Raw genomic sequence first — 23,975 nt, 5'->3', positions numbered from 1 at the left:
CAATGTTTAATGGACGGACGTCTTCGCGAGCAAGCCCGCTCCCACATTTGATCTTCGTTGTTCCCTTTACATGAGGTAACCCAGCATGTCTTACGACTACCAAGGTATTGCCAGTGTCATCACTGCCTCGCGCCATCTTGGAACACCCTCAGATGAACGCCTTAACGAATCAAAAAACATTCAAATGACCAGTAGCGGTAAACCGACCATCGCGCGCCTGGACTTTGACACGCCAATGGATTGGCCTGGCAATCCCAACTTTATCACCGTCAATTTGCCCGACGGATCCTCCGTCAGCGGTGTCATCGCCGAACTGCAACGCCCGGCCGATGGGCCTGGATGGGTAACCTTTACGGTAGATGATTAGGCCTCATCCATGCCCTGCGCCCAGTCATCGAATTGTCGGACAACTTATTTGAATTTTTTTTGACGTCAAATATCTGTAGTTCATGAGTATCAAGGAGGCCTCATGAAACACAACGACCTTTTCACTATCGAGTACCAGCTGCACGGCGAGCCCAAGTCCTTCATCGTGCGCGCACCGCGCATGGACAATGCCGAGGCTTGGCATTGGGCCAGTTGTGACGCTGGTGTGGCGGTCATCCCCAAATTTGGGCAACACACGTTCAAGCGTGTGTCCAAACCGATGGCGGAGAAATACGGCATTACCCAGGTGCGCTGGAGTGGCGCGGCACAGATTCAATGGGCGGAGGGCCTCAGAGGATGAACAGTCAGACTCTTGGTTACACAACTACAAACAGGCGGGACGACGAGGTCACGCGAAACGCCGAGATGTTCTTCGAAGCAGATCGATTGGACGCGTTGGCGTACGAGATCATTGAGTCCTACAGCGGCGATGCGCAGACGTGGGCGCGGTTTACCGAGGCGAAGAAACGTGCGGATGCGCAGCGTACGGTGGCCTATCGAGAGTGGATGCGAATTCATCGTTCCAAGCGGAAATAACGTCAGCCTGTGGGAGCTGGCTTGCCTGCGATAGCGGCCTGACAACCCATCAGGATGTCAGGCCGAGTGTATATCCCCTCGCGTTCACGCCCCTGACTCAGGGTCTGTCGAAGGCCCTCCAGGGGCGACACCGCCTTGCTCCTGTGCCTGTTGCCCGCCTGCCGGCGCCTGCGATTTATCATTTCGCTTAGCCGCCGGCGGGCGCACCTTGCGCTCAGAAGGATTCGGTTCGTGGTGCTTCGAGGCTTCGCTCATACCGCCCTCCTCAATCACTGATCAAAGTATCGGCTTGCCACCCGTCACGCCGTAGCGTTCGCCGGAGATGTAGCTGCCTTCATCCGACGCCAGCAGCACATAGATCGGTGCCACTTCCACTGGCTGGCCTGGGCGTCCCAATGGGGTGTTGCCGCCAAAGTTTTTCACCATGTCCGGCGTCATCGTCGAGACGATCAACGGCGTCCAGATAGGCCCGGGTGCCACGCTGTTGACGCGAATCCCCCGCTCGCCGAGCATCTGCGCCAGGCCGGCGGTAAAGTTGGCAATCGCGCCTTTGGTGGCCGCATAGGGCAACAGGCTGGGGTTGGGCATATCGGAGTTGACCGAGCTGGTGTTGATGATCGAACTGCCTTCGGCCATATGAGGCAGCGCGGCCTTGCAGATGCGGAACATCGCGGTGATGTTGACGTTGAAGGTTTTCACCCAGTCCTCGTCGGGGATGTCTTCCAGCGATTGATAGGTCATCTGGAACGCTGCGTTGTTGACCAGCACATCGATGCGGCCGAACTTCTCCACGGTGTCGTTGACGATGGCCGTGCACTGCGCCGCATCGCCCAGGTCGCCGGGCAGTAACAGGCATTGACGACCCGCCGCCTCGACCCAGCGTGCGGTCTCCTTGGCGTCTTCATGTTCATCCAGATACGACACCGCCACGTCCGCGCCTTCACGTGCGAAGGCAATGGCCACGGCCCGTCCGATGCCGCTGTCGGCCCCGGTGACCAAGGCGATTTTATTGGCGAGCCGGCCCGAGCCTTGGTATGACTGCTCACCGCAATCGGGCATCGGGTCCATCTTGCGCTGCTCACCGGGTACGGGCTGTTGCTGGGCGTTGAAGGGTGGTTTTGGGTAGCTGTTCATCAGAACGTCTCCTGGGTGGGTTTCTCTTTGCGAGGGTTCGCCAGGAAGCGAAGTTCAGACGGATTTTCAGAAAATCGGATAACCGTGCAACCGCGATGGCCACTCGTCAGTTTGATTAAACCTTCCGCAGGTTGCGTGCCTCAACCGGCAGTAAGTGGTCCGTCGAATGACCGGGTGGCTTCAAGGCTTTTTTTGTTGGCAGCAGGTTTTCAGCTATATTTCACTGTCGGTTCAGCCCTCGCCCTCGTTGTTCAAGTTCTTCCCTCTACACCCGTCTTCCTGTGCGCCGTTATCCAAGGTTGGTATTTATGAAGTCTGCCCCCCCGCGGTCCCCCAACGTTCCGCAACGCAAAGATCTGACCCCCAGCAACTTGAATTTCCCGGTGGTGGGTATTGGCGCGTCGGCGGGCGGGCTGCAAGCAGTGAAAGCGTTCTTCGAGCACATGCCCAGAGACTGCGGCATGGCCTTTGTGGTGATCCTGCATCTTTCGCCCGACCATCAAAGTGTGGCGGGCAAGATCATTCAGGAAACGACCCGCATGCCGGTGTCGCAGGTCAATGACGCCACGCCCATCGAAAAGAATCACGTGTACGTCATCTCGCCAGCACAGCTCTTGAAGATGAATGATGGCTACCTCGCGGTCTCACCTTCCGTGCGCGAAGGTGGACCGCACATTGCCATCGACCTGTTTTTTCGCGACCTGGCAGACACCCATAAAGAACGCGCGTTTTGCCTGATCCTGTCTGGTACCGGCTCAGACGGTGCGGTGGGGCTGTCGCGGATCAAAGAGCAAGGCGGTATCACCCTGGTACAGGCGCCGGAAGACGCCGAGTACGATGGCATGCCGCTGGCGGCCATCGAAACCCAGATGGTCGACCTGGTGCTGCCGGTGGTGGAAATGCCGCAAAAGCTGCTGGAACTGTGGCGCAATGCCCAGTCGATTGTGCTGCCCACCGCCAACGACCCTGAGATCAAGACCACCCCACCCAGTACCGAACGCGATGCCGCCGTGGCCGAGCAGCTGTTGCTGGATATTCTGATCCAGTTGCGCGCCAGTACCGGGCATGACTTCAAGCATTACAAGCGCGCCACGGTGTTACGTCGTATCGAGCGGCGCTTGCAGGTCACGGCCCAACCCGACCTCGCCACCTATTACAACTTCCTCCAGGCCAACCCGGACGAAACCAAGGCTTTGCTGGGCGACATGCTGATTGGCGTGACCAACTTCTTTCGCGACCGCGAGGCCTTCGAAGCGCTTGAGCGAGACGTAATCCCCAACCTGGTGAAGTCACTGGAAGACAGCGTGCCGCACCGTGAGGAAGTGCGTATCTGGTCGGCAGGATGCTCCACCGGCGAAGAGGCCTACAGCCTGGCGATGCTGGTGGCCGAGCAACTGGCGCTGGACGCCAGCGGTGCAAAGATGCAGGTGTTTGCCACTGATATTGATGAGCGGGCCATTACCCATGGCCGCAACGGCGTGTACCCCGAAGCGATCATCACCGACGTACCGCCTCAACGGTTGCGCCAGTACTTTGCCAAGGAGAAGAACCAGCACTACCGGGTGCGCAAGGAAATTCGCGAAAAGGTACTGTTCGCCAAGCACAGCCTGTTGGCCGACCCACCGTTTTCGCAGATCGACCTGATCGTGTGCCGCAACCTGTTGATCTACCTGGACCGCGAAGTGCAACGCGACATCCTGCAAATGTTCCACTTCGCGTTGCGCCCCGGAGGTTACCTGTTTCTCGGCTCCTCGGAGTCGGCCGACGGCTGCCTGGACCTGTTTGTACCGGTGGACAAGCGCAACCGCATTTTCAGGGTGCGTGCCGGCTCGTCCGCCGTGCGTCGCGCCCCGACCATGCCGCGAGGCGGCTACCTGCGCCCGAGCGCCACGACGCTGGCGATTGAAACCAAGGCGCCCAGCAAGGTCTCGTTCGCGGACATCCATCTGCGCGCTCTGGAAAAAGCCGCGCCGCCCAGCGTTATCGTGAATATGCAGGCCGATATCCTGCACATGAGCGAAGGCGCAGGTCGATTCCTGCGCTACGTGGCCGGCGAGGTGACGCACAACCTGCTGACGTTGGTGCATCCCGATTTACGCCTCGATATCCGCACCACCTTGTTTCAGGTCCAGCAATCGAATAGCCCGGTGTCTTCGCGCAAGATCCGCATCCAACGCGAGCAAGGCCCCTTCCTGGTGGACATCAGCGCCCGCCCCTACCGCGATGAAGCGACCGAAAACGACTACGTGCTGGTGATCTTCCAGGAAACCGCCGTCGACCCACAGCTGCCCGACATCGACACCGTCAGCCAGGCCGAAAACGCGATCATGAGCAACCTGGAGCGCGAGCTGCAACGCACCAAGTTGCACCTGCAGGACACCATCGAACAGGCGGAAGTCTCCAGCGAGGAACTCAAGGCCTCCAACGAAGAAATGCAGGCCGTCAACGAAGAACTGCGCTCGGCCACCGAGGAGTTGGAAACCAGCAAGGAAGAGTTGCAGTCGATCAACGAAGAATTGCTGACCGTCAATTTCGAGCTCAAGACCAAGGTGGAAGAGACGGACAAGGTCAACGACTACCTGACCAACCTGATCGCGTCCACCGACATCGCCACGGTCTTTGTCGACCGCAACATGCGCATCCGTTGGTTCACGCCACGGGCCACGGATATTTTCAGTATGTTGCCGGTGGACACCGGACGCTCATTGCTGGACATCACCCACCGCCTCAATTACCCGCAAATGACCGAAGACGCCGCCACCGTGTTTGAGTCCCTGAGCTTGATCGAGCGGGAAATCAGCAGCAACGACGACCGCTGGTACATTGCGCGGTTGCTGCCTTACCGCTCCAGTGAAGACCACATTGATGGCACCGTGCTGACCTTCATTGATATCACCAAGCGGCGTCAGGCCGAAGAGGAACTGCGCCTGGGCGAGGAGCGCATGCGTCTGGTTGCCGAGAGCACCCACGACTTTGCCATCATCATCCTCGATGACCACGGCGCCATCACCGACTGGAACACCGGTGCCGAACTGATCTTCGGCTACACCAAGGACGAGGTGCTGGGCGCTTACTACGACCTGATTTTCTCCCCGGAAGACCGCTCCGCTGGCGTGCCGGAGAGCGAACTGCGCACCGCCCGCGAACATGGGCGTGGCGAAGATGAACGCTGGCATGTGCGCAAGGATGGCAGCCGTTTCTATTGCAGTGGCGAGGTGACGCAGCTCAAGAGCGACAGCTTGCGCGGCTACGTCAAGATTGCCCGCGACCTTACCGGCCACAAACGCACCCAGGACGAACAGAATCAGCGCTTGAAGGAAACCCAGACCAAAAGCCATCTCAAGGATGAGTTCTTCGCGGTGATGTCCCACGAACTCAAGCATCCGTTGAACCTGATCCAGCTGAACGCCGAACTGTTGCGGCGCTTGCCAGCCACCAAGGTCGCGGGCCCGGCCATCAAGGCGGTCAATACCATCTGCGAAGCGGTGTCCAGCCAGGCGCGGATCATTGACGACCTGCTGGATGTCGCCCGGGTTCGCACGGGCAAACTGAAGCTGAAAAAGCAACCGATCGACCTGATTCGCACCCTCAAGGACATTCACAGCGTGGTCCTTGCCGACGGTCATCGTCGCCAGGTCAGCCTTCAGACACCTTCGGTGCCGGGCCCGTTGATCGTTGACGTAGACCCCACGCGCATCGAGCAAGTGATCTGGAACCTGGTCAACAACGCCCTGAAATTCACCCCCGAAGACGGCCAGGTGCAGTTGGTGGTCAGCCGCTCGGACGGGCGCGCGCAACTGGACGTCATCGACAGCGGCGCGGGCCTGGCCCAAGAAAGCCTGGAAGAAATCTTCGACCTGTTCGGGCAAGCGGAAAACCAGCACCAGACTCACCAGCGCGAAGGCCTGGGGATTGGCTTGTCGTTGGTGCGGCAGCTGGTGGAGGCCCACGGCGGTTCGGTGAGCGTGCATTCGCGAGGGTTGGGCTTCGGTTGCACCTTTTCGATCTGGTTGCCGCTGTGCGAACAGCAGGATCATCTGCTGGATAGCGGCGCTACCCAGAACGAAGATCAGCGCCTCAATGACCTCAAGGTTTTACTGGTCGATGATTCAGCGGAGGTGCTGGAGGTACTGAACATGCTGCTGGAAATGGAAGGCGCCCAAGTGAGCGCCTTCAGCGACCCGTTAAGCGCACTTGAAACAGCCCGGGATGCCCAGTACGACGTGATTATTTCGGACATCGGCATGCCTAAAATGAATGGCCATGAGCTGATGCAGAAGCTGCGCAAAGTAAGCCACCTTCGACAGGCTCCCGCCATCGCCTTAACGGGCTATGGCGCTGGCAATGACCAGAAAAAGGCGACTGAATCGGGCTTTAATGCGCATGTCAGCAAACCCGTGGGCCATGACTCGTTGATCTCCTTGATCGAAAAACTGTGCCGCTCACGCCGTTAGGGTTTGGGCTGACGGTCAAGGGTAGATGAACTGAGAGAAGCGCACGGACGCCCCTGTTGGTCGCGACACCTGGGTATCCACGCTGCCCACCGTGTCGCTGCGCAAGGTCAGGTACAACACGGCCTGGCCGGCGCTGTCACTCAGCATCCAGACGCTTACACCCTCCCCGGCCGCCCTGGCCTTGAGCGGCTGCGGCTGGAGCATCTCGATATTGAAACCGCGCAGCAGCTCACCGCTCAACTCGACCTCCAGGGGTTCTTGGGCCTTGCCTTGCACATGAATCACCAGCCCATCGGAGGCGCCATTGCGCAAAAAGCGTTGGTACTCCACGCGCAACTGCCCATCGGCACTGCGCACTTCGCGGGTGCTCAGCGGCCCGCTGGAAAACAGGCCCGCCAGGCTCAGCCCCATCAGCACCAGCAGCGCGTACCAACCCACCCTTTCAAAGCGCCAGACCTTGCGCTGCAAGGCCATATCTTCCGGTACCGGGTAGTTGCGGCTCTGTAAGTCGTCGGGGTCTGGGTTGTTCATAGCGCGGCCCGGACTCAGCCCTTGCTGTGCTCGGGAGAAGACGGCCCCTTGGTAACACCCCTTGGGCCGGCAATCGCCCATATCGCGGCGCCCAGGAACGGCAGTACCACGACGACAGCACTCCAGCCTGCCTTGCTGGCCGATGCGTTATCGCTGCGCCAGATGCTGTTGATGATCCACGCGTCGAGCAGTACGAGGATCACTGCCAGGCCTATCCAGAAGTAAGTGGTTTGCATGATGCACCTCCAGGTTATGTAACTTTTGGTGCGCAGGCGCAGGCAGGGTTCATTATTTTTGGGCTTTCTGCCTGGCGCTTGGTTTGCCGCCATCATGCGGACAACTTCGCCGATCCATTCAGGAACGAACCGCTTTAAACAAGACAAGCTGAAACGTATCAGCCGTGGAAAAAGCACGAATTATGCACAAGTGCATTTTTAACCTTGACCCATAGCGGCGAGTCCTCTAAATTCAAATAACTGTATATAAATACAGTATTTTGAATCCCTTCATGGACGAGGCTTACTATGAAAAGCACCCCTTCGAAATTTGGCAAAACACCCCATCAACCCAGCCTGTGGACCCGCGCCGATGCGCTCAAAGTCCATGCGGACGACCCCACCACCACCCAGCCGCTGGTCAGTGCGAACTTCCCGGTATTGAGTGACGAGGTTTTTATCTGGGACACCATGCCGCTGCGTGATATCGACGGCAACATCACCTCCGTCGACGGCTGGTCGGTGATCTTCACCCTCACTGCGGATCGCCATCCGAACGACCCGCAATACCTCGATCAGAATGGTAACTACGACGTCATCCGCGACTGGAACGATCGCCATGGCCGGGCAAAGATGTACTACTGGTTCTCCCGCACCGGCAAAGACTGGAAACTCGGCGGCCGGGTAATGGCTGAAGGGGTTTCGCCCACCGTGCGCGAATGGGCTGGCACACCGATCCTGCTGAACGAACAAGGCGAAGTGGACCTGTACTACACCGCCGTCACGCCCGGCGCGACCATCGTCAAGGTGCGTGGCCGCGTGGTGACCACCGAGCACGGCGTCAGCCTGGTGGGCTTCGAGAAGGTCAAGCCGCTGTTCGAGGCGGACGGCAAGATGTACCAGACCGAAGCGCAAAACGCCTTCTGGGGCTTTCGCGATCCATGGCCATTCCGCGACCCGAAAGACGGCAAGCTGTACATGCTGTTCGAAGGCAACGTGGCCGGCGAGCGCGGTTCGCACAAGGTCGGTAAAGCCGAAATCGGCGACGTGCCACCCGGCTATGAAGAGGTCGGCAACTCGCGCTTCCAGACCGCCTGCGTCGGGATCGCCGTGGCCCGCGACGAAGACGGCGACGACTGGGAAATGCTCCCACCGCTGCTGACCGCGGTCGGCGTCAACGACCAGACCGAACGCCCGCACTTCGTGTTCCAGGACGGCAAGTACTACCTGTTCACCATCAGCCACACCTTCACCTACGCCGACGGTGTAACCGGCCCGGACGGGGTGTACGGTTTCGTCGCCGATTCGCTGTTCGGCCCGTATGTGCCGTTGAACGGCTCTGGCCTGGTACTGGGCAACCCGTCCTCCCAACCGTTCCAGACCTACTCGCACTGCGTCATGCCCAACGGCCTGGTGACCTCCTTTATCGACAGCGTACCGACTGACGACACCGGCACGCAGATCCGTATCGGGGGCACCGAGGCACCGACGGTGGGTATCAAGATCAAAGGGCAGCAAACGTTCGTAGTCGCCGAGTATGACTACGGCTACATCCCGCCGATGCTCGACGTCACGCTCAAGTAAACGGAGGCTGTAAGACAACGGGTTTGAATTCGATGACAAACCCGTAGTGGATAGCATCGAGATATCCCGTCTGATGCAACTTACCCCACCTCACTGGCTACAAGGATGTCGCCAGTGAGGTGGGGTGCGCCGCACCTGTGGCGAGGGAGCTTGCTCCCGTAGCGGTCTGACAGCAGACGCTGATCTCACTGACACGCCGCGATCCAAATGTGGGGAGTAAGGTAGATACGCCTAGGCTGACAAGCCGTCACGGGAGCAAGCTCCCTCGCCACAGATCCAGCGTCACATCACCGTTGCTTGGAGATTCAGGAAATATAAATCCCCGCCCCATTCAACTGAGTCATATTCACGCCAACCAACGTCACAGAATTGTCCCCGAAGGACAGCAGCGCGTTGTCCTCGAACATCGAGACATGGGAGCGATAATCGTATTGCTGTCCCAAGTCAGGGATACCCATGAACACCAGCTTATCGCTGGCCTGGTACCCCTCGACCCGGTCATTACCAAAGAGGCCGTTGAACAGGAAGGTATTGCTGCCACCGCCCGACACCATCAGGTCATTGCCCGCCCCGCCAACGAACACGTTATTGCCCTGCCCACCGATCAAATGATCGTCGCCGCCCATACCAAATAACCACTCCCCTGCTGCATGAGCGGTGAGAACGTTATCCTGTACATCGCCGTTGACTGAGGGCACGTAGTGCGTCAAGGCTGTTCCGGCCAGCAGGCCTTGGCCGGTTACGGTATAGGTGATGTCGTGAGAACCCCACGGAATTGAATTCCACAGTATGTAGGACGTCTCCTTACTCACCAGCGCGCCGATATCCCGAGTCATACTGATACCACCATAGGCGTCGTTGACGTACAGCGTGCCATCGCCATCATTGGCAAAGCTGAAGCCGGCCAGTGGTTTTTGGAGTTCGAAGACGTTATCGCCCTGCCCGCCCAGCAGGATGTTGTAGCCACCGTCATCGCGAAAACGATCATCACCGGCCCCGCCTTCCAGGAAGTCATTGCCGGCCCCGCCCTTGAGCAGGTCGTTGCCCTCGGTGCCGAGGATGAAGGTATTGCCGGTGTGTTTTTCAGCGTAGCGGTTCAGATCTTCTACCCAGGTGGTTCCACGCGCAGCCTCTGTAAGGCTGGAAACCACGATGGTCGAGTCCTTGTCGGTCAAGTCATAGAACTGCGAGGACGCGATGCGCCCCAGGCCTTGGATATAACCGTCCAGGGAGTGGGCCTTGGCGACGCCCCAATTGAGGCTATTGGGTAAATGCGCCGAGAACGATGCGTAATTATCGGTAAAGCTGACGAGGTTGTTCGCGGCCGAATCCCAGCCCCTGTCGTTACCCCAGAAGAGCGCCGAGGTGTTGATGCCGTTTCCATCAATGGCTTTGAACACCGGATCGTTCTCGTAGCCGATATTCAATACCTGAGTGTCACCTGAACGTTGGGTAGGTGAAGCGAAGGTCACATAGTGAGCGTCCTGGTAGAAGCCGCCCCAATAATCGGGGCTCAAGGCCGCCAGGCTGTTGGCCCCGAGCGCGCCGAGGCTATGGCCGGTGACCAGGATATCCTTACCGCTCAGCCCCTGGCTCGCGGCATAACGGGCGACGTTCTCGAACAAGGCGCTGAAGGCGAACTTGGCATAATTGGCGGCGTATCCAGGTAGTGCAGCGGCTGCCAGGTCGCTGGCCACGTCACCCGCGCCATCCCAGGTCAAGCCAAAGGACGTGCCACGAAAGGCAATGCCCATGGCAATCAGCCTGCCACCCCCATCGTACTGCCCGAGAGTCTCGACGTTTGCCGAAGGGGCCAAGGCAGTCTCGCCCCAAAAGGTGCCTTGCTTGTCGACGTTCTGCGTCACGCCCAACGCTTGCGCACCAATGGGCGCCCAGCCACCGGTGGCCAGGGGTTTGCCGGTGGAGTCATAAGCGTACTCGGACAACGCCAAGGCGTTGTCCAGCAGCGCTTTGGCTTGCTCGCCCCTCATGCTCTTGTAATCGAAAACGCCCATGCCCTTCGCCCCTTTCAAATGACTATCAGATGGCGATCAGTTCGCACAGCCGGGGTCGATTGAGTGCGCGGCGCTGGGGAGTGTCAAGGGTTACCTAGAAATTCAATAATGCTCATCAAATCACCCTCTCATCCGTGCGCAGGTGCATGCCGTCGATCAACGTGTGTTCTCAATCACCCAATAGTCGGCTGTGTCGACGTTGATGTAACTACCCTTCTCGATGCGTCTGTGCCTGGTCGGCGTCAGTCAGGTCGCTGGCAAAGGTATGCACCTGCAGGCCCGCTCGCTCGCACTCGCGTTGCGCCTGTTCCAGCCGCACTTGCGACCTTGAAACGATCGCCGCTCGGGCGCTTTCACCGGCGAATGCCCGGGCGCATGCCAGGCCAATCCCCGAGCTGCCGCCCGCGACCACAACCAGGCGTTCTTGCAGAGACAGATCCTTTCGGGCAGTACCTCCGTCAGGTGTTTTTTTTCAGTTGCACGAGGTAACGCTCCACTTCCCCCGATAACCAATGGGAGAACTCGCGTTGTTTATCTTCCGAACTTTCCCTGGGTGGCCACACCAGCCAATAGGGGTACGCGTACGGTGCACTGACGTCACACAGCTGGATCAGTTCGCCCCGCTCGACAGCGTCATGCACCAGGCTGCGCCGCTCCAGCGTGATGCCTTGCCCCAGGCGAACGGCTTCCAGCACCAGGTTGGAGTCATTGCTGCATAAACCCTTGCGCTCGCTGCCCATCTCGACACCTGCAGCCTCGCACCAGGACAACCAGGACTCAGTGTTGTAGATGATGGTGCTGTCGACCACCTCCTGCGGCGTCTGTGGCAGGCGCCCACCATTGAAATGAGGGGCGGCAACCACAACGACTTCATCATGAAACAACAGCTTTTGCTCGACGCCCTCCCAATCCCCCTTGCCCATGCGGATGCCGATATCCACTGACTCCTGATGCAGATTGGAGATGGTCAAGCTGGCTTGCAGACGAATGCTGATATCAGGGTAAAGCTGCTGAAAACCCGGTAGTCGCGGTAACAGCCAGGACCGGCCGAACGACGGCAGAACCGCTACCACCAACTCCCCCATCTTGGGCAGTGCCTGGATCAATCGGGTGGCCTCGGCGATGTCGCCCAGCGCTTTGCGGATCTGCAACGCATACAGGCGCCCATCCTCGCTGACTCGCAAGCCGCGCCCTTCGCGCACGAATAGCGTCAACCCCACAATTTCCTCCAGCACCTTGATCTGCTGGCTGATAGCAGAATGCGTGACGTGCAACTCCTTGGCAGCAAGGGTGACGCTCCCCAATCTGGAAGTGGCTTCGAAACTGCGCAGGCAGGTCAATGGAGGAAATGCACTCATGTAAGCTCAGCTAACCTGTTCTGGTAAAAATTATCGATATTTTGAGGGCTTTACCAACGTTAAAGTAACCTCAAATTAACAATTCCTGCCAGCCACGGGCGTCTTTGCGTTCCACCGTCACCTCGAGAACAGCGGAGCGTCTTCGATGAAAACCACCCTCATGGAACCAAGCCTCCGGACCACCCGCCTCAACCAGGCCCCGCAGGTATTACTGACGAAAATGAGCCAGGGGCGCCATGCCCTGAAATGGCTGGTGACCAAGGATCAACTACTCTCCTTCTGGCTGGAGCAGCAGGCCTATGTGATCGCGCTGAAGGGCCGCCATTGGATGACGTCCCAAGGCATTGATGTCTGCCTGGAACAAGGGACTTTCACCTGCCTTGCGCCGGGCCTGATACTGCTGGAAGGCGAAGGGGAAATTGCGCTGTACCTGGCCGACCACGAGGCCACCCCCCGCGCCTGGGGGCTGCTGTTCAACCTGTACAAGTACCTCAAGCATCCCCACTGCACGTTGAAAATTACCCTGACGTAAATGGAGGTTTCATGAAACTGGTCGGCATGCTGGACTCGCCTTACGTGCGCCGCGTAGCAATTTCCCTGGATCTTTACGGCGTCGACTTTGAGCATCAGCCACTTTCGGTATTCAGCACCTACGAACAATTTGCCAGCATCAACCCGGTGGTAAAAGCGCCCAGCCTGGTGCTGGACGATTCAACCGTACTGATGGACTCAAGCCTGATTCTCGATTACTTCGAAGCGTCGGCCCCGATTGATAGAAAGCTGTTGCCACAGCAAGCCAGCGCGCGCGTCCAAGACCTGCAGTTGATTGGCCTCGCCCTTGCTGCCTGTGAGAAAACCGTACAGATCGTGTACGAACATAACCTGCGCCCCGCAGAAAAACTCCACGAGCCCTGGCTCGACCGAGTAACCGGCCAGTTGCTGGCCGCCTACTCAGCCTTGGAAAAACGCCTGGCCCATGCGCCGGATGCAGGCTTGACCCAAGGTGCCATCAGCGCAGCAGTGGCCTGGTCGTTCAGCCAGTTCACAGTGGCCTCAGTGATTAACGCCGAGGCCTTCCCGCACCTGCAGCGCCATGCTGGGAGGCTCGAGGAACACCCGGCCTTCAAGCGATACCCCATCGCATAAGCCCCCTGCAACGTACCGCGAGCCGGCACCTGCCGGCTCTTTGCCCTGCGCTCACATGAACGGCCTCTATGTACACCGTCTTTTTCTCACCCACCGCCAATGGCTATAAAATGCTGCTGATGCTGGAGGCCTTGGCGGTCAGTTATGACATCTGCCACATCCATCTCGCCGGCGATGAACAACACCTTCCCGCGTATCTGCAGGTGAACCCGCACGCCAAAATCTCGGTGCTGCTGGACAACGACAACCAGCAAGTGGTGGTGGAGTCTGCCGCGGTGCTTCTATACCTGGCGGAAAAACACGCACGTTTTGGCGGCACATCGCCCGTACAACGCTGGCAAGTGATGCAGTGACTGATCTGGCAAGTCAGCAGCCTGGGGCCGATGACTGGGCAGAGTTACCACTTCCATCATCAGTTGCCCCAACCCGATGGGTACTCGGCTACGCGCTATCTGAACCAGACCCACACATTGTGGTTTTGGTTGATTGCGTAAGGCACCTGGCTGAACTTATCCGCGGTCGGCGTCGCAAAGCGGTCGCTCAGCAGTTGTTGCTCATGCGCCAATACATTGATCGCAAAGCCCTGCGCCGCAATCGGTAGCAGCGTCGCAGAGCCCTATAACTGCTTGGGTTGTAGCCGATTTCCGTCAGCCCCAGCACGGTCCACCGTAGCTTGCGTCTCGATTTCCTCCAGGTGATTGTCGGGCTCTTTACGCGCTTCTAGACTCCGCCGCCGTGGGGCAAGTCCCTTTCCCATCATGATTCCCACAGGCGGCACGGCGCAGATTTTTTTGCCGCCGCCATTCGCAAGGAGAATTTCCTGGGCGGCGCTGGACTGAACTCAAAGCCGCGACCTCCAGAGGCCGTCTGGTCAACTGCTCGACGGTCAATAACCCGAATCACTGCATCCTGTCCATCACCATGGATCAGGACAGGAAGGTTGTCGGGTTTGAGGCCGATGCAGGCGAACCGCTGCTGCCCAGTGGTTACCAGTCAGTCAAATTTGGGCCGCCTTCGCTCTCTACGTTGATGCTGGCGAACAAAAAACGAAGCCTACCAACGTCATTTTCACCAACAAAGGATCGTCCTCGACAATGAAACCCGTCATCGTCGCCATCGCCCTACCGCTCTTTGCAGGCTGCGTCACGCCGAAATATTGGGAAGCTACCGGCGGCAACCCGTCCGATGGGCTGGTCCAACTCTCCTACGTACATACGCCATTCGAGCTCGGCCAAATCCGGGAATCCCAAGGTTTGGCGATCGCCACGGGGCGCTGCCAGTTTTGGGACTACGCACGCGCAGAACGCGAAGGTGCGGAGAAATCCGTGTGCCGAACGATGGGGCAATTTCATTGCCTGGAAACCACCGTGACTCAGGATTATCGGTGCCAAATGTGACATCCACCCAAAGCGCAACGAGGCAGTTTGGAAAACCGAATCAAAGGTGCAATGCGGGCGTGGACTCGCGAACGCCATGGACAGAAGGGACCCGGACACGCAGCGCAATCAGCAACGCAGCCAGCAGCATCAGCACCGCTGCCGCTATGAATACGCCCGCGCTGCCACCGAGGCTGAACACTGCACCGCCAGCGGCGGCGCCCGTGGCGATGGCGGACTGCACAGATGCCACCACCATGCCCCCGGCGCTTTCCGCCTGATCAGGTACCGCGCTGGCGACCCAGTTCGACCACGCTACCGGCACACCGCCGAAGGCCAAGCCCCATATTGCCAGCAGTACTGCCTGCATCGGCAACGAGGGTGGCAACAGCACCAACGCCAGTGCTGCAACCCCGACCAGCGCAGGCATTAACACCAGAGTGGCCAGCGGGTGGTGCTCCAGCAGCCTGCCAGCCAACAGCGTGCCGAAGAAGTTCGCCACACCGAACCCCAGCAACATCAGCGACAGCCCTTGCGGGCCGATGCCGGTAGTGCCTTCCAGGAATGGCCGAACATAGGTGAACATCGCAAAGTGACCGCTATGCACCAGCACACAACCGAACATCCCCATGGCGATGCCCGGGCGCTGCAACACTTCGAAAACGGTGCGCAGACGTGTCGGCCGGCGCGGCGCGAGGCGCGGCAAAGTCAATGACTGAAAAGCCAGGGTCACCATGCCTACCGCCGCCGCTGCAAAGAACGCACTGCGCCAGCCGTATAGCCCACCCAGATAGCTGCCCAGCGGCACGGCAACAACCGTCCCGATAGCAATCCCGCTGAAAATGATCGAAAGCGCCCGAGGCAACAAAGCACTCGGCACCAGGCGCATCGCCACCGCCGCAGCCATGCTCCAGAACCCGCCTAGGGCAATCCCCAGCAAGATGCGCATCAACAACAGCACCGCGAAGCTGGAGGAAACGGCGACCAGAAGATTGGAGGCAACCATCAGCGTTGAAAACCCCAGCAACACCCAACGTCGGTCGATACCGCGGGTCAGGCCTGGCGCCAACAAACCGGCGAACAGCGCTACCACTGCTGTCACCGTTACCGCCTGGCCAGCCAGTGCTTCGGACACTCCCAGATCAGTCGCCGTCAGTGTTAACAAACTGGCCGGAAGGTACTCAGCGGTCAGTAATCCGAACACCCCCATTGCCAGCGAGAAGACCGCCATCCACGCGGGGGCCGCAGGCTCCGCCTCCGAGAAGGCGCCGGGATGGCGGTTGGATACGGCATTACATATACAGTCAGTCATTGCAGGGATCTCCAGTCTTCATTTCAAGCCGCAGTCTAGGCGCCGGAAACTGGATGATCTATGATCAAAAACCTCTACTTTTTGACTAAAACACCTGAACAATGTCTGCAAAACAGTTTGCTCTTTCCTCGGATCTCATCAACGAGCTGTTGCGCGGTATGCGCCTGCGTGGCGTCGAATACCGGCGTATACAAGCCAGTCCGAGTTTCGGTTTGGGCTTCGCTGAAAAACCTGGGCATGCCTGGTTCCATTTCATGGCGGTCGGCAATGCGGTGCTGCGAATGGCGGACGGCACCACCTACGCGCTGTCTGCCGGCAACGCCGTGTTCATCTCCCATGGCGCCGCCCATCAACTGTCTTCCCATGCGGACGCACCTGTTCAGGACATCGACGGTCTAGACAGCGTCCCCCTCGGTGACACCGTGAGCGCGGTGCACACCGCAACCGATGCCAGCCCAACGCCGAGCACTATTTTGTTCAGTGGTTGCATGGAGTTTGAACTGGGCAGTATCCATGGCCTTGGCAAACTGATGCCGGGCCTGATGTTGATTGATGCCGGCGGCCAGCGCTACCCTGGACTGGTGCCTATCCTGACCACCATGGAACGCGAGGTCAGCGCCGCACGTGTGGGCTTCGCCGGTATCCTCGCGCGGTTGGCCGACGTGGTGGCCGCCATGGTCGTTCGCGGCTGGGTGGAGTGCGCTTGCGGTAATGCCTCTGGCCTGGTCGCCGCCTTGCGCGATCCACGCTTGGCAGGTGCGCTGCTAGCGCTCCATCAACAACCGGGCCGCGACTGGACCGTTGCCCAGTTGGCAGAGCAATGCAATACCTCACGCTCAGCCTTCGCGGATCGCTTCCAGGTGACGATTGGCATGACGCCGCTGCGCTATGTCACCGAACTACGAATGCGGCTCGCAAGCCAGTGGCTGACCCTCGAAAGGCTGCCGATCGAAGAGGTAGCACAGCGCTTGGGCTATACATCCCAGGCCGCTTTCAGTCGCGCATTCAAACGCATTACGGGCAAGACACCGGGGTTAAGTCGCAAGGTGAGGCAGCCCATTGTTACTTGACGCTGAGCGCACGTAGTCGAGGATCTGTGTCTCTGAATCATTTAACGCCCGTTACGTCGAGTAATGGGTCACGGCAGTGCAACACCGGCTAAAGGACTGTCAAGTATGACAGTAGACGCCTGCGACGACTCACCTGAGAATGAACGCCACGCGGCAAGAATCCCAGCCTCTGATCCTGGGCCTGCACGTTTGCCGCCAGCACTCGATGAGAGGCTCAGTCATGGAGATCACTGAATGCCGCGCCGCAGACAACGTCATCTTGACATTAAAGCAGCCGATGAACGCGCGACGCACACGCCTGCTGTGCGGGTATCTGCGCCAGATCAATCCGCCGGCCGAGTATTTGATCCTGGTCGAGGAATGGACGGCGCAAGCCCATTACGTGCAGTTCAACCAGATTACAAGGTGCGCGCGCATGACCAAAAAACTGCGGCCACGCCTTGCCTGAGCATTCCCTCATGAAGGTACGTTCACGCGCCATCAGCGTAACGCTGGCGATCGGTTTGTTCACCACCATGGGGGGGCAGGCAGAACGCGGCCTCATTGAGCAGCCCCAGATCGAGCACCCTGCCCCCTTTACGAGCGCAGCGCCTCACCAATTTCTTCAATAGCAAAACCAACGTCATGCCCCGCACGAATCAACTCCGCGAACCGCAGCATCACTGAAGAGCCGACATCGTGGGACAGCGCCAAGGTCATCAGTTCGCGTATCGGTTCATCAAGCGCTGCTTCGACGCTGGGAGAACACGCCTGCCCTGTGAGCCAGGCAACAAGGGACGAGACCCTATGGCCAGGGGTATCTTCATCAACACCCAAAATCTCGCCTAACACCATCCCCAGTGTGCCTGCAGGATGTTGTTCCGGGCGGCTCCAAGTCTTGAGTTCAATTGACTCTCGCTGCACCTTTTCCAAGTTCCGCCGAATCTTTCCAGGAATGGTCGCCGCCGCTTTGGGGCGATTGTAGTACTCGCGGTTAGCTAAACTTGCGGCATCCCTGACAACCTTCCAGGCCACCGACCACAGCTGTGAAACACTGTAGGTATGCAAAGCTGCGCGCATAGTACTTTTAATTTCTGCCAGCTCTTGTTCCGACAGATCATGGTTATAGAGTTCGCACTGAGCGTCCAGATAGCGCATGACATCGGCGACTGCGTAATCAAGCCACAGGTTGAACAGCCCGTCAGCATCGGTATACACCCTATCCGACAGGTTACGAATGACCTCGTCCGCACGCCTTGATGCGACATCTGGTGCCAAACGATAGACAACCTGGTCCCTCAACACCCAAATCTCATCGCCCTCCCAATAGTAGGTGCCCGGGCTTGCTTTACTGGGGTCATCAAGGACGAGCCCAGCCTCACGCAATTGCAGCATGAAGTCATCGACATATCGAGGCGCCAGCCCTCGACAATCACCCGGTCTGAAGCCGCCATTGGTCAACCTTGGGGTAACAGCCCTGTCCAACGCCAGCAGAAGCACCACCTGATTATCCGGGACCGCTGAGTAGTCCACCGTACGGGTTAACTGCTTGCGTACGTATTCGGCCAACTGCCGTTCAAGCTCTGCGGCTTTGGTCTTTCTAGCCTCAAGCGCAATGGCGTCATGGTCGTTCTGACAAAGCGTACAAAGCTTCGTGGACCGTTGAGGGACCTTTTTGGCCTCTGAGCGATTTTTGATTTCGATCAGTTCCGCACACTTGGGACAGACCTGATTATCATCGAATGCATTGCAACGTTGCCGTACGAAGCTGGCGAGTGTAACGCCTGGGGCCATTTCAATAACGTCCGTCAGAGCGCTCACTTTTTCAAGGTACTGCCCTGACTCATCGACAGCCCAGTACCGCTCGATCAGCTCAACTTCTTTAGGGTCTTCGGTCAAAATTTGCAGCTTGATTGCCATGTAAGCAGTCCTGTTTCGCGTGTGATTATTTCGCACCCAGTCATCGCTGACTTATGGGCGTTCATAGGTGAGAGCTGTTGCGGCGAGCCTCTCGACCTTGTTCGGTTTTTTCTTTATTTGACGTTCTTCCAACAGAGTCCTGGGCAATACAAACCCTTCAAAACTGCGCTGTGTAATCGGGTTATTAGCCTTCTCCGCTCCAATCCGATAACGCATCAACCCATCGGCGACTGAAAAGGTCAGGTCCACACTGGTGTCGGTACGGCCATTTAGGTGCCCGCGACTCAGCAGCCGGAACAACGACCACGGCCCGCGGTAGCTCAGGCTGGCGGTGTTGCCGGTGCTATGCACCAGAGTCAGTTGACTGCCATTGCTGTTGCCCAGGCTGTTGGGCCACACCAGACCCGTGCGCTGTGGCGCGCCGTGCTGGTAGGGGATCAGTTGGCCGTCGACGCTGAGCATGCTGCTCAGGCGAGTGGCACTCAGGGCCAGGGGTTCGATGGTGAGTTGCACGGCCAGATGGCCGCGATGGTTGAAGAAGGTCTCGCGGATGCGCTCGGCCTTTTTCAGTTGCTCCAGCACGTCGCTGCGTACCAGGTAGCCGCCGAGGCTGTCGGAGTACAGGGCATCGAGGTTGTCCTTGAGGAACACGTTCAGGTATTGGATCAGCATGGTTTGGGAGAATTAACTTCACACTTTCTTGCAGCAGTGACACGACGGTCATATAAGCAGCGCGGATCCCCGGCATTTCTTTCCTGACCGTGAGGGTCGACTGCTTGAATTGCTCCAGTGCATGCGCGGAATAGTGCAACGATTTAACCGACTCCATCACCCCTCCTTCACCTGATCAAACCAAAGTAGAAAGAAACAACTGTCGTCCACTTCCTACAAATAGAAAGTTAATGAACACAACACATGATTAAACCGCCCCGCAGGCGCAGAAAATTAACTATTGCCTGCAGTCAGCATGCGCTCAGAACTTCATCACACCATAGCGCAAAAAGACCATGCAACTTGTTCCAAGTTCGCAGTATTACGTGACTTCCCACAAATAAAAGCGAAATCAACGAAGCCACGCAAAGCCCTAGCTAGAGCTGTTTCGGAAAAGACTTACGAAACCAGAGAAAAATCTCACACAAAATTCAAGGATCGGTCCTACTTGCTACTTATATTGCATTCCGGCAAGTATTGTTCTCACATTGAGATGCAAAATTCGCCACGGGCTAGAAACTCACCCAAAGCAAGAAAAATCAGTCAACACGGCTACTTTCTACCGAACCGTTCATCATGGACGATATAATGTGAACCACGCCCATCCGCTCTGTACTCATTACTTGCAGTTAGCCAAGTGCGCTATCTCGTCCGATGACTTTGTGGGAAGTGACCTACGGTATTGTCCAGAGTTTGAAGAACTCGAAAGCGAAGTGGGGCGCGAAGCCACATTTCATGAGACAGCGCAGACAGACTGGAAGCTGGTTCGCGAACGCAGCGAAACATTCCTTGAAACGCAGTCCAAAGACCTGCGCGTCGTAGCATGGCTGGCGTGGAGCCTGTTTCAGTGCGAATCCTATAAAGGCCTGCAAGCTGGCCTCGCCATGCTTCGCTATCTCATCAGCGACCATTGGGACGAGATCCACCCGCAGAAGCCGCGCACGCGGGCAGCGGCCGTCAGTTGGTTGTGCTTGCGCTTGGAGCAAATCCAATTTGAGCAGGTCGCCATCGCCGGGCAGCTTGCGCTTTTTCGCCAATTGATCGACGACCTACACGCCATTGAGGGCTCGCTATCTCATCACTTGGGCGAAGGGGCACCTCTGTTACTTCCGCTATGTCGTCGCCTGGATGAGTTGCTTACACGGGCCAGTCAAGGGCATCCAGAGCCCGGCACCCTGGGTGCCGCGTTCGCCCAGGTGAAGCACGTCGCGGAACAACTGATCACGCCTGGGGCACCGGTGGACAATGAAAAAACCGCCCATAAAACCCTTCGCACGCTTCAGGATCAGACCCGGCCACTGTGCCTGTACTGGCTCAAACAAAAATCCAGCGACATTCGAGCTTTACGCTTGGGCCGAACGCTACTCTGGCTGCCTATCGATACCCTGCCAGAACACAACGCCGAGAAGGTCACGGCACTGCGTGGCGTTCCCATCGACAAGTTGGCCGACTTTCAGGAGCGTTTTGCCCAACGGCAATACGCCGACCTGATGACTGAGCTGGAAGCCTGTACGGCCCGCTCTCCCTTCTGGCTGGATGGGCAACGCTTAACCTGGGAATGCCTTCAGGCCTTGCAGGCAGAACACGCCATGCGTGAAGTGGAAATCCAGCTGGCCCTGTTCCTGCAGCGCGTTCCCGGCTTGGAGGAATTACAGTTTCACGACGGCACCCCGTTCGCCGATCCGCAAACCCGATTGTGGATCCGCGCATCCGTCCTTCCCCACTTGAAAGCCAATGAGCCGCCGCCTGACCTTCACCCCAAAAATGGTGATGACACGACTGCACCGTGGGAGCAAAGCTTGCAGGACGCCCTCCCCACCCTGCAGGCATCAGGCCTGAAAGCTGCCGTTCAGCACTTCAAAAAAGACATGCGCATGGCCGGGAACCGTCGCGAACACTTCCTCTGGCAATTGACGCTCGCGCGCCTGAGCTTCCATGCCAAGAAATACGAACTGGCCAGGGTCCAGCTCAATGCCCTGGACACGTTGCTGCACAACAGCGGCCTGAATGATTGGGAGCCGGACCTCGTACTGGACGTACTCAATCTTTTGCATACCTGCTGCGAGCTGCTGCCGCAGAACCACGAAGTGCGCGAGCACAAAGAAGAAATTCACCGAAGGCTGTGCCACCTCGATGTTGAAGTGGTGCTCGACTAACCCCTCGGATCAACCCCGCGATGGAGAATGGACATGGCCAAAGAAGGCTCAGTTGCCCCCAAGGAACGTATCAACGTCACCTACAAACCTGCAACCGGAGGCGCGCAAGAACAGACCGAACTGCCGCTCAAGCTGATGGTGTTGGGTGACTTCACCCAGCGTCAGGACGAGCGCCGGATTGAGGACCGCAAACCCATCAGCATCGACAAGAACACCTTTGACGATGTGCTCGCCAAACAGGAAATACAACTGACCCTGGCGGTGCCCAACCGGCTTCAAGAGGATGCGGGCGACGACGAATTGGCCGTCCAGCTGAACATCCAGTCGTTGAAGGATTTTCATCCCGACCAACTGGTTGAACAGGTTCCTGAACTCAAGAAATTGATGGAGCTGCGCGATGCCCTGGTCTCGCTGAAAGGCCCCCTGGGCAATGCACCGGCATTCCGCAAAGCCATTGAGAGCGTGTTGGACGACGGCGATAGCCGTGAACGCGTACTCAAAGAATTGGGCCTAGCCGCCCGCCCTACTACGGACGCCTGATCCCCCGACAAGGAAGAGAGTACTCATGAGCACTCAAGCCGCCAAAGCCCAACAACACAGCACCGCCGACGTCGGCATCCTGGATCGCATCATTGCCGAAACCAGGCTGACACCGGATGACGATGCCTACCTGATTGCCAAACGTGGCGTTTCAGCCTTTATCGAAGAACTGTTGAAACCGCAGAACAGTGGCGAGCCAGTCAAGAAAGCCATGGTCGACCGCATGATTGCGCAGATCGATGCGCGGCTCAGCGAACAGATGGATGAGATCCTCCATCACCCGGATTTTCAAGCGGCCGAATCGGCGTGGCGTGGGTTGCGGCTGCTGGTGGATCGCACCGACTTTCGCGAAAACATCAAGTTGGAAATCCTCAGCACGTCAAAACAGGACCTGCTCGACGACTTCGAAGACAGCCCCGAGCTGGTTCAGTCGGGTCTCTACAAGCACATCTACAGCGCGGAGTACGGGCAGTTCGGCGGCGAGCCTGTAGCGGCATTGATTGCCAACTACTATTTCGACCCCAGCGCACCGGATATCAAAACACTGCAGTACGTTTCCGGGGTCGCCTGTATGGCGCACGCGCCATTCATTGCAGCTGCAGGCCCCAAGTTCTTCGGCCTGGAAAGCTTCACCGGCTTGCCGGACATCAAGGACCTGAAAGACCACTTCACCGGCCCGCAATTTGCCAAATGGCAGAGCTTTCGCGAGGAGGAAAATTCTCGCTACACAGGATTGACCGCGCCGCGCTTCCTGCTGCGCCAACCCTACGATATGGAAGGCAACCCCATCAAACGCTTTGGGTATGCGGAAAACGTCGCGCACAGCCACGAGCACTATCTGTGGGGCAACACCGCCTACGCATTTGGTACCCGGTTGACCGACAGCTTTGCCAAGTTTCGCTGGTGTCCGAACATCATTGGCCCGCAAAGCGGCGGCGCCGTGGAAGACCTTCCCCTGCACCACTTCCAGAGCATGGGCGAGATCGAAACCAAGATTCCAACGGAAGTACTGGTCTCTGATCGCCGCGAGTATGAACTGGCTGAAGAGGGTTTCATTGCGCTGACCATGCGCAAGGGTAGCGACAACGCAGCGTTCTTCTCTGCCAACTCGGTTCAGAAACCGAAGAACTTCGGCAACAGCGACGAAGGCAAGGCGGCGGAGCTGAACTACAAGCTCGGCACTCAACTGCCCTACCTGTTCATCATCAACCGCTTGGCGCACTACATCAAAGTGCTGCAGCGCGAACAGCTCGGCTCGTGGAAGGAACGTACGGACCTGGAAACAGAGCTCAACAAGTGGATCCGCCAGTTCGTCGCCGACCAGGAAAACCCCAGCGCCGAAGTGCGCGGCCGCCGCCCTTTGCGCGCTGCCGAGATCAGCGTCAGCGATGTGCAGGGTGAGCCGGGCTGGTATCGGGTCAGCCTGAATGTACGTCCGCACTTCAAGTACATGGGTGCCGACTTCACCCTATCGCTGGTCGGCAAGCTGGACAAGGAATAGGAGCACCACC

The 23,975-nt window shown here is 58.2% G+C and carries 22 protein-coding genes and 1 pseudogene; 14 read left to right on the top strand and 9 right to left on the bottom strand.

Features of this window, described 5'->3' with window-relative positions; translation table 11 throughout:
- The first annotated feature begins 85 nt into the window (after window positions 1-85).
- The 3 genes from ACTJLA_RS14660 to ACTJLA_RS14650 all read left to right on the top strand — a co-directional run bounded on the left by ACTJLA_RS14660 (window position 86) and on the right by ACTJLA_RS14650 (window position 963).
- The gene (locus ACTJLA_RS14660; protein ID WP_020303208.1) at window positions 86-367 is read left to right on the top strand and encodes a hypothetical protein; all 282 of its coding nucleotides are present in this window, start codon (window positions 86-88) and stop codon (window positions 365-367) included.
- A 102-nt stretch (window positions 368-469) separates the two neighbouring features.
- Window positions 470-727, top strand: coding sequence for a DUF6555 family protein (locus tag ACTJLA_RS14655; protein WP_003190423.1), 258 nt, complete (start codon window positions 470-472; stop codon window positions 725-727).
- Window positions 724-963 (top strand): hypothetical protein, encoded by a 240-nt coding sequence (locus ACTJLA_RS14650; protein ID WP_019821471.1) that lies wholly within the window; start codon window positions 724-726, stop codon window positions 961-963. The genes ACTJLA_RS14655 and ACTJLA_RS14650 overlap by 4 nt, the downstream gene beginning before the upstream one ends.
- Window positions 964-1,239: 276 nt before the next feature.
- Here the strand turns inward: ACTJLA_RS14650 and ACTJLA_RS14645 are convergent, their stop codons facing one another.
- On the bottom strand, window positions 1,240-2,097 hold the full coding sequence (locus ACTJLA_RS14645; protein ID WP_014718015.1) for an SDR family oxidoreductase: 858 nt from the start codon (window positions 2,095-2,097) through the stop codon (window positions 1,240-1,242).
- Window positions 2,098-2,405: 308 nt separating this feature from the next.
- Between ACTJLA_RS14645 and ACTJLA_RS14640 the strand changes: the two genes are divergently transcribed.
- Window positions 2,406-6,551, top strand: coding sequence for a CheR family methyltransferase (locus ACTJLA_RS14640; protein ID WP_127881740.1), 4,146 nt, complete (start codon window positions 2,406-2,408; stop codon window positions 6,549-6,551).
- 15 nt (window positions 6,552-6,566) lie between these two features.
- Here the strand turns inward: ACTJLA_RS14640 and ACTJLA_RS14635 are convergent, their stop codons facing one another.
- A complete protein-coding gene (locus tag ACTJLA_RS14635; protein WP_105226467.1) occupies window positions 6,567-7,082 on the bottom strand; it encodes a hypothetical protein in 516 nt (171 codons plus the stop codon).
- Between the two features lie 14 nt (window positions 7,083-7,096).
- A complete protein-coding gene (locus ACTJLA_RS14630; protein ID WP_003190416.1) occupies window positions 7,097-7,318 on the bottom strand; it encodes a PLDc N-terminal domain-containing protein in 222 nt (73 codons plus the stop codon).
- A 288-nt stretch (window positions 7,319-7,606) separates the two neighbouring features.
- Between ACTJLA_RS14630 and ACTJLA_RS14625 the strand changes: the two genes are divergently transcribed.
- Window positions 7,607-8,881: a glycoside hydrolase family 68 protein gene (locus ACTJLA_RS14625; RefSeq protein WP_057978089.1), complete on the top strand. Its 1,275-nt coding sequence runs from the start codon at window positions 7,607-7,609 to the stop codon at window positions 8,879-8,881.
- A gap of 305 nt (window positions 8,882-9,186) precedes the next feature.
- Here ACTJLA_RS14625 and ACTJLA_RS14620 read toward each other — a convergent pair whose 3' ends face one another.
- The 3 genes from ACTJLA_RS14620 to ACTJLA_RS14610 all read right to left on the bottom strand — a co-directional run bounded on the left by ACTJLA_RS14620 (window position 9,187) and on the right by ACTJLA_RS14610 (window position 12,254).
- Window positions 9,187-10,896 carry a polyurethane esterase gene (locus ACTJLA_RS14620; RefSeq protein ID WP_440841480.1) on the bottom strand — a complete coding sequence of 570 codons (1,710 nt, stop codon included), beginning with the start codon at window positions 10,894-10,896 and terminating at the stop codon, window positions 9,187-9,189.
- Between the two features lie 208 nt (window positions 10,897-11,104).
- The gene (locus ACTJLA_RS14615; protein ID WP_181197099.1) at window positions 11,105-11,308 is read right to left on the bottom strand and encodes an SDR family NAD(P)-dependent oxidoreductase; all 204 of its coding nucleotides are present in this window, start codon (window positions 11,306-11,308) and stop codon (window positions 11,105-11,107) included.
- 46 nt (window positions 11,309-11,354) lie between these two features.
- Complete coding sequence (locus ACTJLA_RS14610) at window positions 11,355-12,254, bottom strand: LysR substrate-binding domain-containing protein (protein WP_314544573.1); 900 nt, start codon at window positions 12,252-12,254, stop codon at window positions 11,355-11,357.
- Window positions 12,255-12,399: 145 nt separating this feature from the next.
- Between ACTJLA_RS14610 and ACTJLA_RS14605 the strand changes: the two genes are divergently transcribed.
- The 4 genes from ACTJLA_RS14605 (at window position 12,400) to yecR (ending at window position 14,797) form a co-directional block, all read left to right on the top strand.
- A complete protein-coding gene (locus tag ACTJLA_RS14605) occupies window positions 12,400-12,786 on the top strand; it encodes a hypothetical protein (protein WP_089042631.1) in 387 nt (128 codons plus the stop codon).
- Between the two features lie 11 nt (window positions 12,787-12,797).
- Window positions 12,798-13,400, top strand: a complete 603-nt coding sequence (locus tag ACTJLA_RS14600) for a glutathione S-transferase (RefSeq protein ID WP_089042630.1) — start codon at window positions 12,798-12,800, stop codon at window positions 13,398-13,400.
- Between the two features lie 68 nt (window positions 13,401-13,468).
- On the top strand, window positions 13,469-13,753 hold the full coding sequence (locus ACTJLA_RS14595; RefSeq protein WP_294204513.1) for a glutathione S-transferase N-terminal domain-containing protein: 285 nt from the start codon (window positions 13,469-13,471) through the stop codon (window positions 13,751-13,753).
- Window positions 13,754-14,494: 741 nt separating this feature from the next.
- Complete coding sequence (gene yecR / locus ACTJLA_RS14590; protein ID WP_089042627.1) at window positions 14,495-14,797, top strand: YecR family lipoprotein; 303 nt, start codon at window positions 14,495-14,497, stop codon at window positions 14,795-14,797.
- Between the two features lie 40 nt (window positions 14,798-14,837).
- Here the strand turns inward: yecR and ACTJLA_RS14585 are convergent, their stop codons facing one another.
- Window positions 14,838-16,088, bottom strand: a complete 1,251-nt coding sequence (locus tag ACTJLA_RS14585; protein WP_440841477.1) for an MFS transporter — start codon at window positions 16,086-16,088, stop codon at window positions 14,838-14,840.
- A 101-nt stretch (window positions 16,089-16,189) separates the two neighbouring features.
- Between ACTJLA_RS14585 and ACTJLA_RS14580 the strand changes: the two genes are divergently transcribed.
- Window positions 16,190-17,158: an AraC family transcriptional regulator gene (locus ACTJLA_RS14580; protein ID WP_314544583.1), complete on the top strand. Its 969-nt coding sequence runs from the start codon at window positions 16,190-16,192 to the stop codon at window positions 17,156-17,158.
- Between the two features lie 220 nt (window positions 17,159-17,378).
- Window positions 17,379-17,606, top strand: coding sequence for a hypothetical protein (locus ACTJLA_RS14575; protein WP_054895720.1), 228 nt, complete (start codon window positions 17,379-17,381; stop codon window positions 17,604-17,606).
- Between the two features lie 128 nt (window positions 17,607-17,734).
- Here ACTJLA_RS14575 and ACTJLA_RS14570 read toward each other — a convergent pair whose 3' ends face one another.
- Both ACTJLA_RS14570 and ACTJLA_RS14565 read right to left on the bottom strand, forming a co-directional pair.
- Complete coding sequence (locus tag ACTJLA_RS14570) at window positions 17,735-19,057, bottom strand: hypothetical protein (RefSeq protein ID WP_314544587.1); 1,323 nt, start codon at window positions 19,055-19,057, stop codon at window positions 17,735-17,737.
- Window positions 19,058-19,108: 51 nt separating this feature from the next.
- Window positions 19,109-19,720: pseudogene (locus tag ACTJLA_RS14565) on the bottom strand (type VI secretion IcmF C-terminal domain-containing protein); the annotation flags it as partial.
- Window positions 19,721-20,358: 638 nt separating this feature from the next.
- Between ACTJLA_RS14565 and tssA the strand changes: the two are divergent.
- Genes tssA through tssC form a run of 3 tightly spaced genes read left to right on the top strand, consistent with a single transcriptional unit; the run spans window position 20,359 to window position 23,965 of the window.
- Window positions 20,359-21,924 carry a type VI secretion system protein TssA gene (gene tssA / locus ACTJLA_RS14560; RefSeq protein ID WP_294204518.1) on the top strand — a complete coding sequence of 522 codons (1,566 nt, stop codon included), beginning with the start codon at window positions 20,359-20,361 and terminating at the stop codon, window positions 21,922-21,924.
- 33 nt (window positions 21,925-21,957) lie between these two features.
- Entirely contained in the window at window positions 21,958-22,464 is a 507-nt protein-coding gene (gene tssB, locus ACTJLA_RS14555; RefSeq protein WP_105226457.1) for a type VI secretion system contractile sheath small subunit, read from the top strand.
- Window positions 22,465-22,489: 25 nt separating this feature from the next.
- Window positions 22,490-23,965, top strand: coding sequence for a type VI secretion system contractile sheath large subunit (gene tssC / locus ACTJLA_RS14550; RefSeq protein WP_236455106.1), 1,476 nt, complete (start codon window positions 22,490-22,492; stop codon window positions 23,963-23,965).
- Window positions 23,966-23,975 lie beyond the last annotated feature (10 nt).

The sequence above is a fragment of the Pseudomonas sp. 22072 genome (genome assembly GCF_052046095.1).
GTDB classification, from domain to species: Bacteria; Pseudomonadota; Gammaproteobacteria; order Pseudomonadales; family Pseudomonadaceae; genus Aquipseudomonas; species Aquipseudomonas paracarnis.
Note: the sequence above shows the minus strand (reverse complement) of the source record. Positions and strands in the feature narration are given on the sequence as shown.

Excerpts from the sequence above, each read along its gene's own strand:
- ACTJLA_RS14660 (WP_020303208.1), top strand. The coding sequence starts at position 86 with ATGTCTTACGACTACCAAGGTATTGCCAGTGTCATCACTGCCTCGCGC.
- ACTJLA_RS14575 (WP_054895720.1), top strand. The coding sequence starts at position 17,379 with ATGGAGATCACTGAATGCCGCGCCGCAGACAACGTCATCTTGACATTA.
- ACTJLA_RS14570 (WP_314544587.1), bottom strand. The coding sequence starts at position 19,057 with ATGGCAATCAAGCTGCAAATTTTGACCGAAGACCCTAAAGAAGTTGAG.
- ACTJLA_RS14585 (WP_440841477.1), bottom strand. The coding sequence starts at position 16,088 with ATGACTGACTGTATATGTAATGCCGTATCCAACCGCCATCCCGGCGCC.
- ACTJLA_RS14605 (WP_089042631.1), top strand. The coding sequence starts at position 12,400 with ATGAAAACCACCCTCATGGAACCAAGCCTCCGGACCACCCGCCTCAAC.
- ACTJLA_RS14610 (WP_314544573.1), bottom strand. The coding sequence starts at position 12,254 with ATGAGTGCATTTCCTCCATTGACCTGCCTGCGCAGTTTCGAAGCCACT.
- ACTJLA_RS14635 (WP_105226467.1), bottom strand. The coding sequence starts at position 7,082 with ATGAACAACCCAGACCCCGACGACTTACAGAGCCGCAACTACCCGGTA.
- ACTJLA_RS14595 (WP_294204513.1), top strand. The coding sequence starts at position 13,469 with ATGTACACCGTCTTTTTCTCACCCACCGCCAATGGCTATAAAATGCTG.
- ACTJLA_RS14650 (WP_019821471.1), top strand. The coding sequence starts at position 724 with ATGAACAGTCAGACTCTTGGTTACACAACTACAAACAGGCGGGACGAC.
- ACTJLA_RS14580 (WP_314544583.1), top strand. The coding sequence starts at position 16,190 with ATGTCTGCAAAACAGTTTGCTCTTTCCTCGGATCTCATCAACGAGCTG.
- ACTJLA_RS14600 (WP_089042630.1), top strand. The coding sequence starts at position 12,798 with ATGAAACTGGTCGGCATGCTGGACTCGCCTTACGTGCGCCGCGTAGCA.
- ACTJLA_RS14655 (WP_003190423.1), top strand. The coding sequence starts at position 470 with ATGAAACACAACGACCTTTTCACTATCGAGTACCAGCTGCACGGCGAG.
- ACTJLA_RS14625 (WP_057978089.1), top strand. The coding sequence starts at position 7,607 with ATGAAAAGCACCCCTTCGAAATTTGGCAAAACACCCCATCAACCCAGC.
- yecR (WP_089042627.1), top strand. The coding sequence starts at position 14,495 with ATGAAACCCGTCATCGTCGCCATCGCCCTACCGCTCTTTGCAGGCTGC.
- tssB (WP_105226457.1), top strand. The coding sequence starts at position 21,958 with ATGGCCAAAGAAGGCTCAGTTGCCCCCAAGGAACGTATCAACGTCACC.
- ACTJLA_RS14640 (WP_127881740.1), top strand. The coding sequence starts at position 2,406 with ATGAAGTCTGCCCCCCCGCGGTCCCCCAACGTTCCGCAACGCAAAGAT.
- ACTJLA_RS14645 (WP_014718015.1), bottom strand. The coding sequence starts at position 2,097 with ATGAACAGCTACCCAAAACCACCCTTCAACGCCCAGCAACAGCCCGTA.
- ACTJLA_RS14620 (WP_440841480.1), bottom strand. The coding sequence starts at position 10,896 with ATGGGCGTTTTCGATTACAAGAGCATGAGGGGCGAGCAAGCCAAAGCG.
- tssC (WP_236455106.1), top strand. The coding sequence starts at position 22,490 with ATGAGCACTCAAGCCGCCAAAGCCCAACAACACAGCACCGCCGACGTC.
- ACTJLA_RS14630 (WP_003190416.1), bottom strand. The coding sequence starts at position 7,318 with ATGCAAACCACTTACTTCTGGATAGGCCTGGCAGTGATCCTCGTACTG.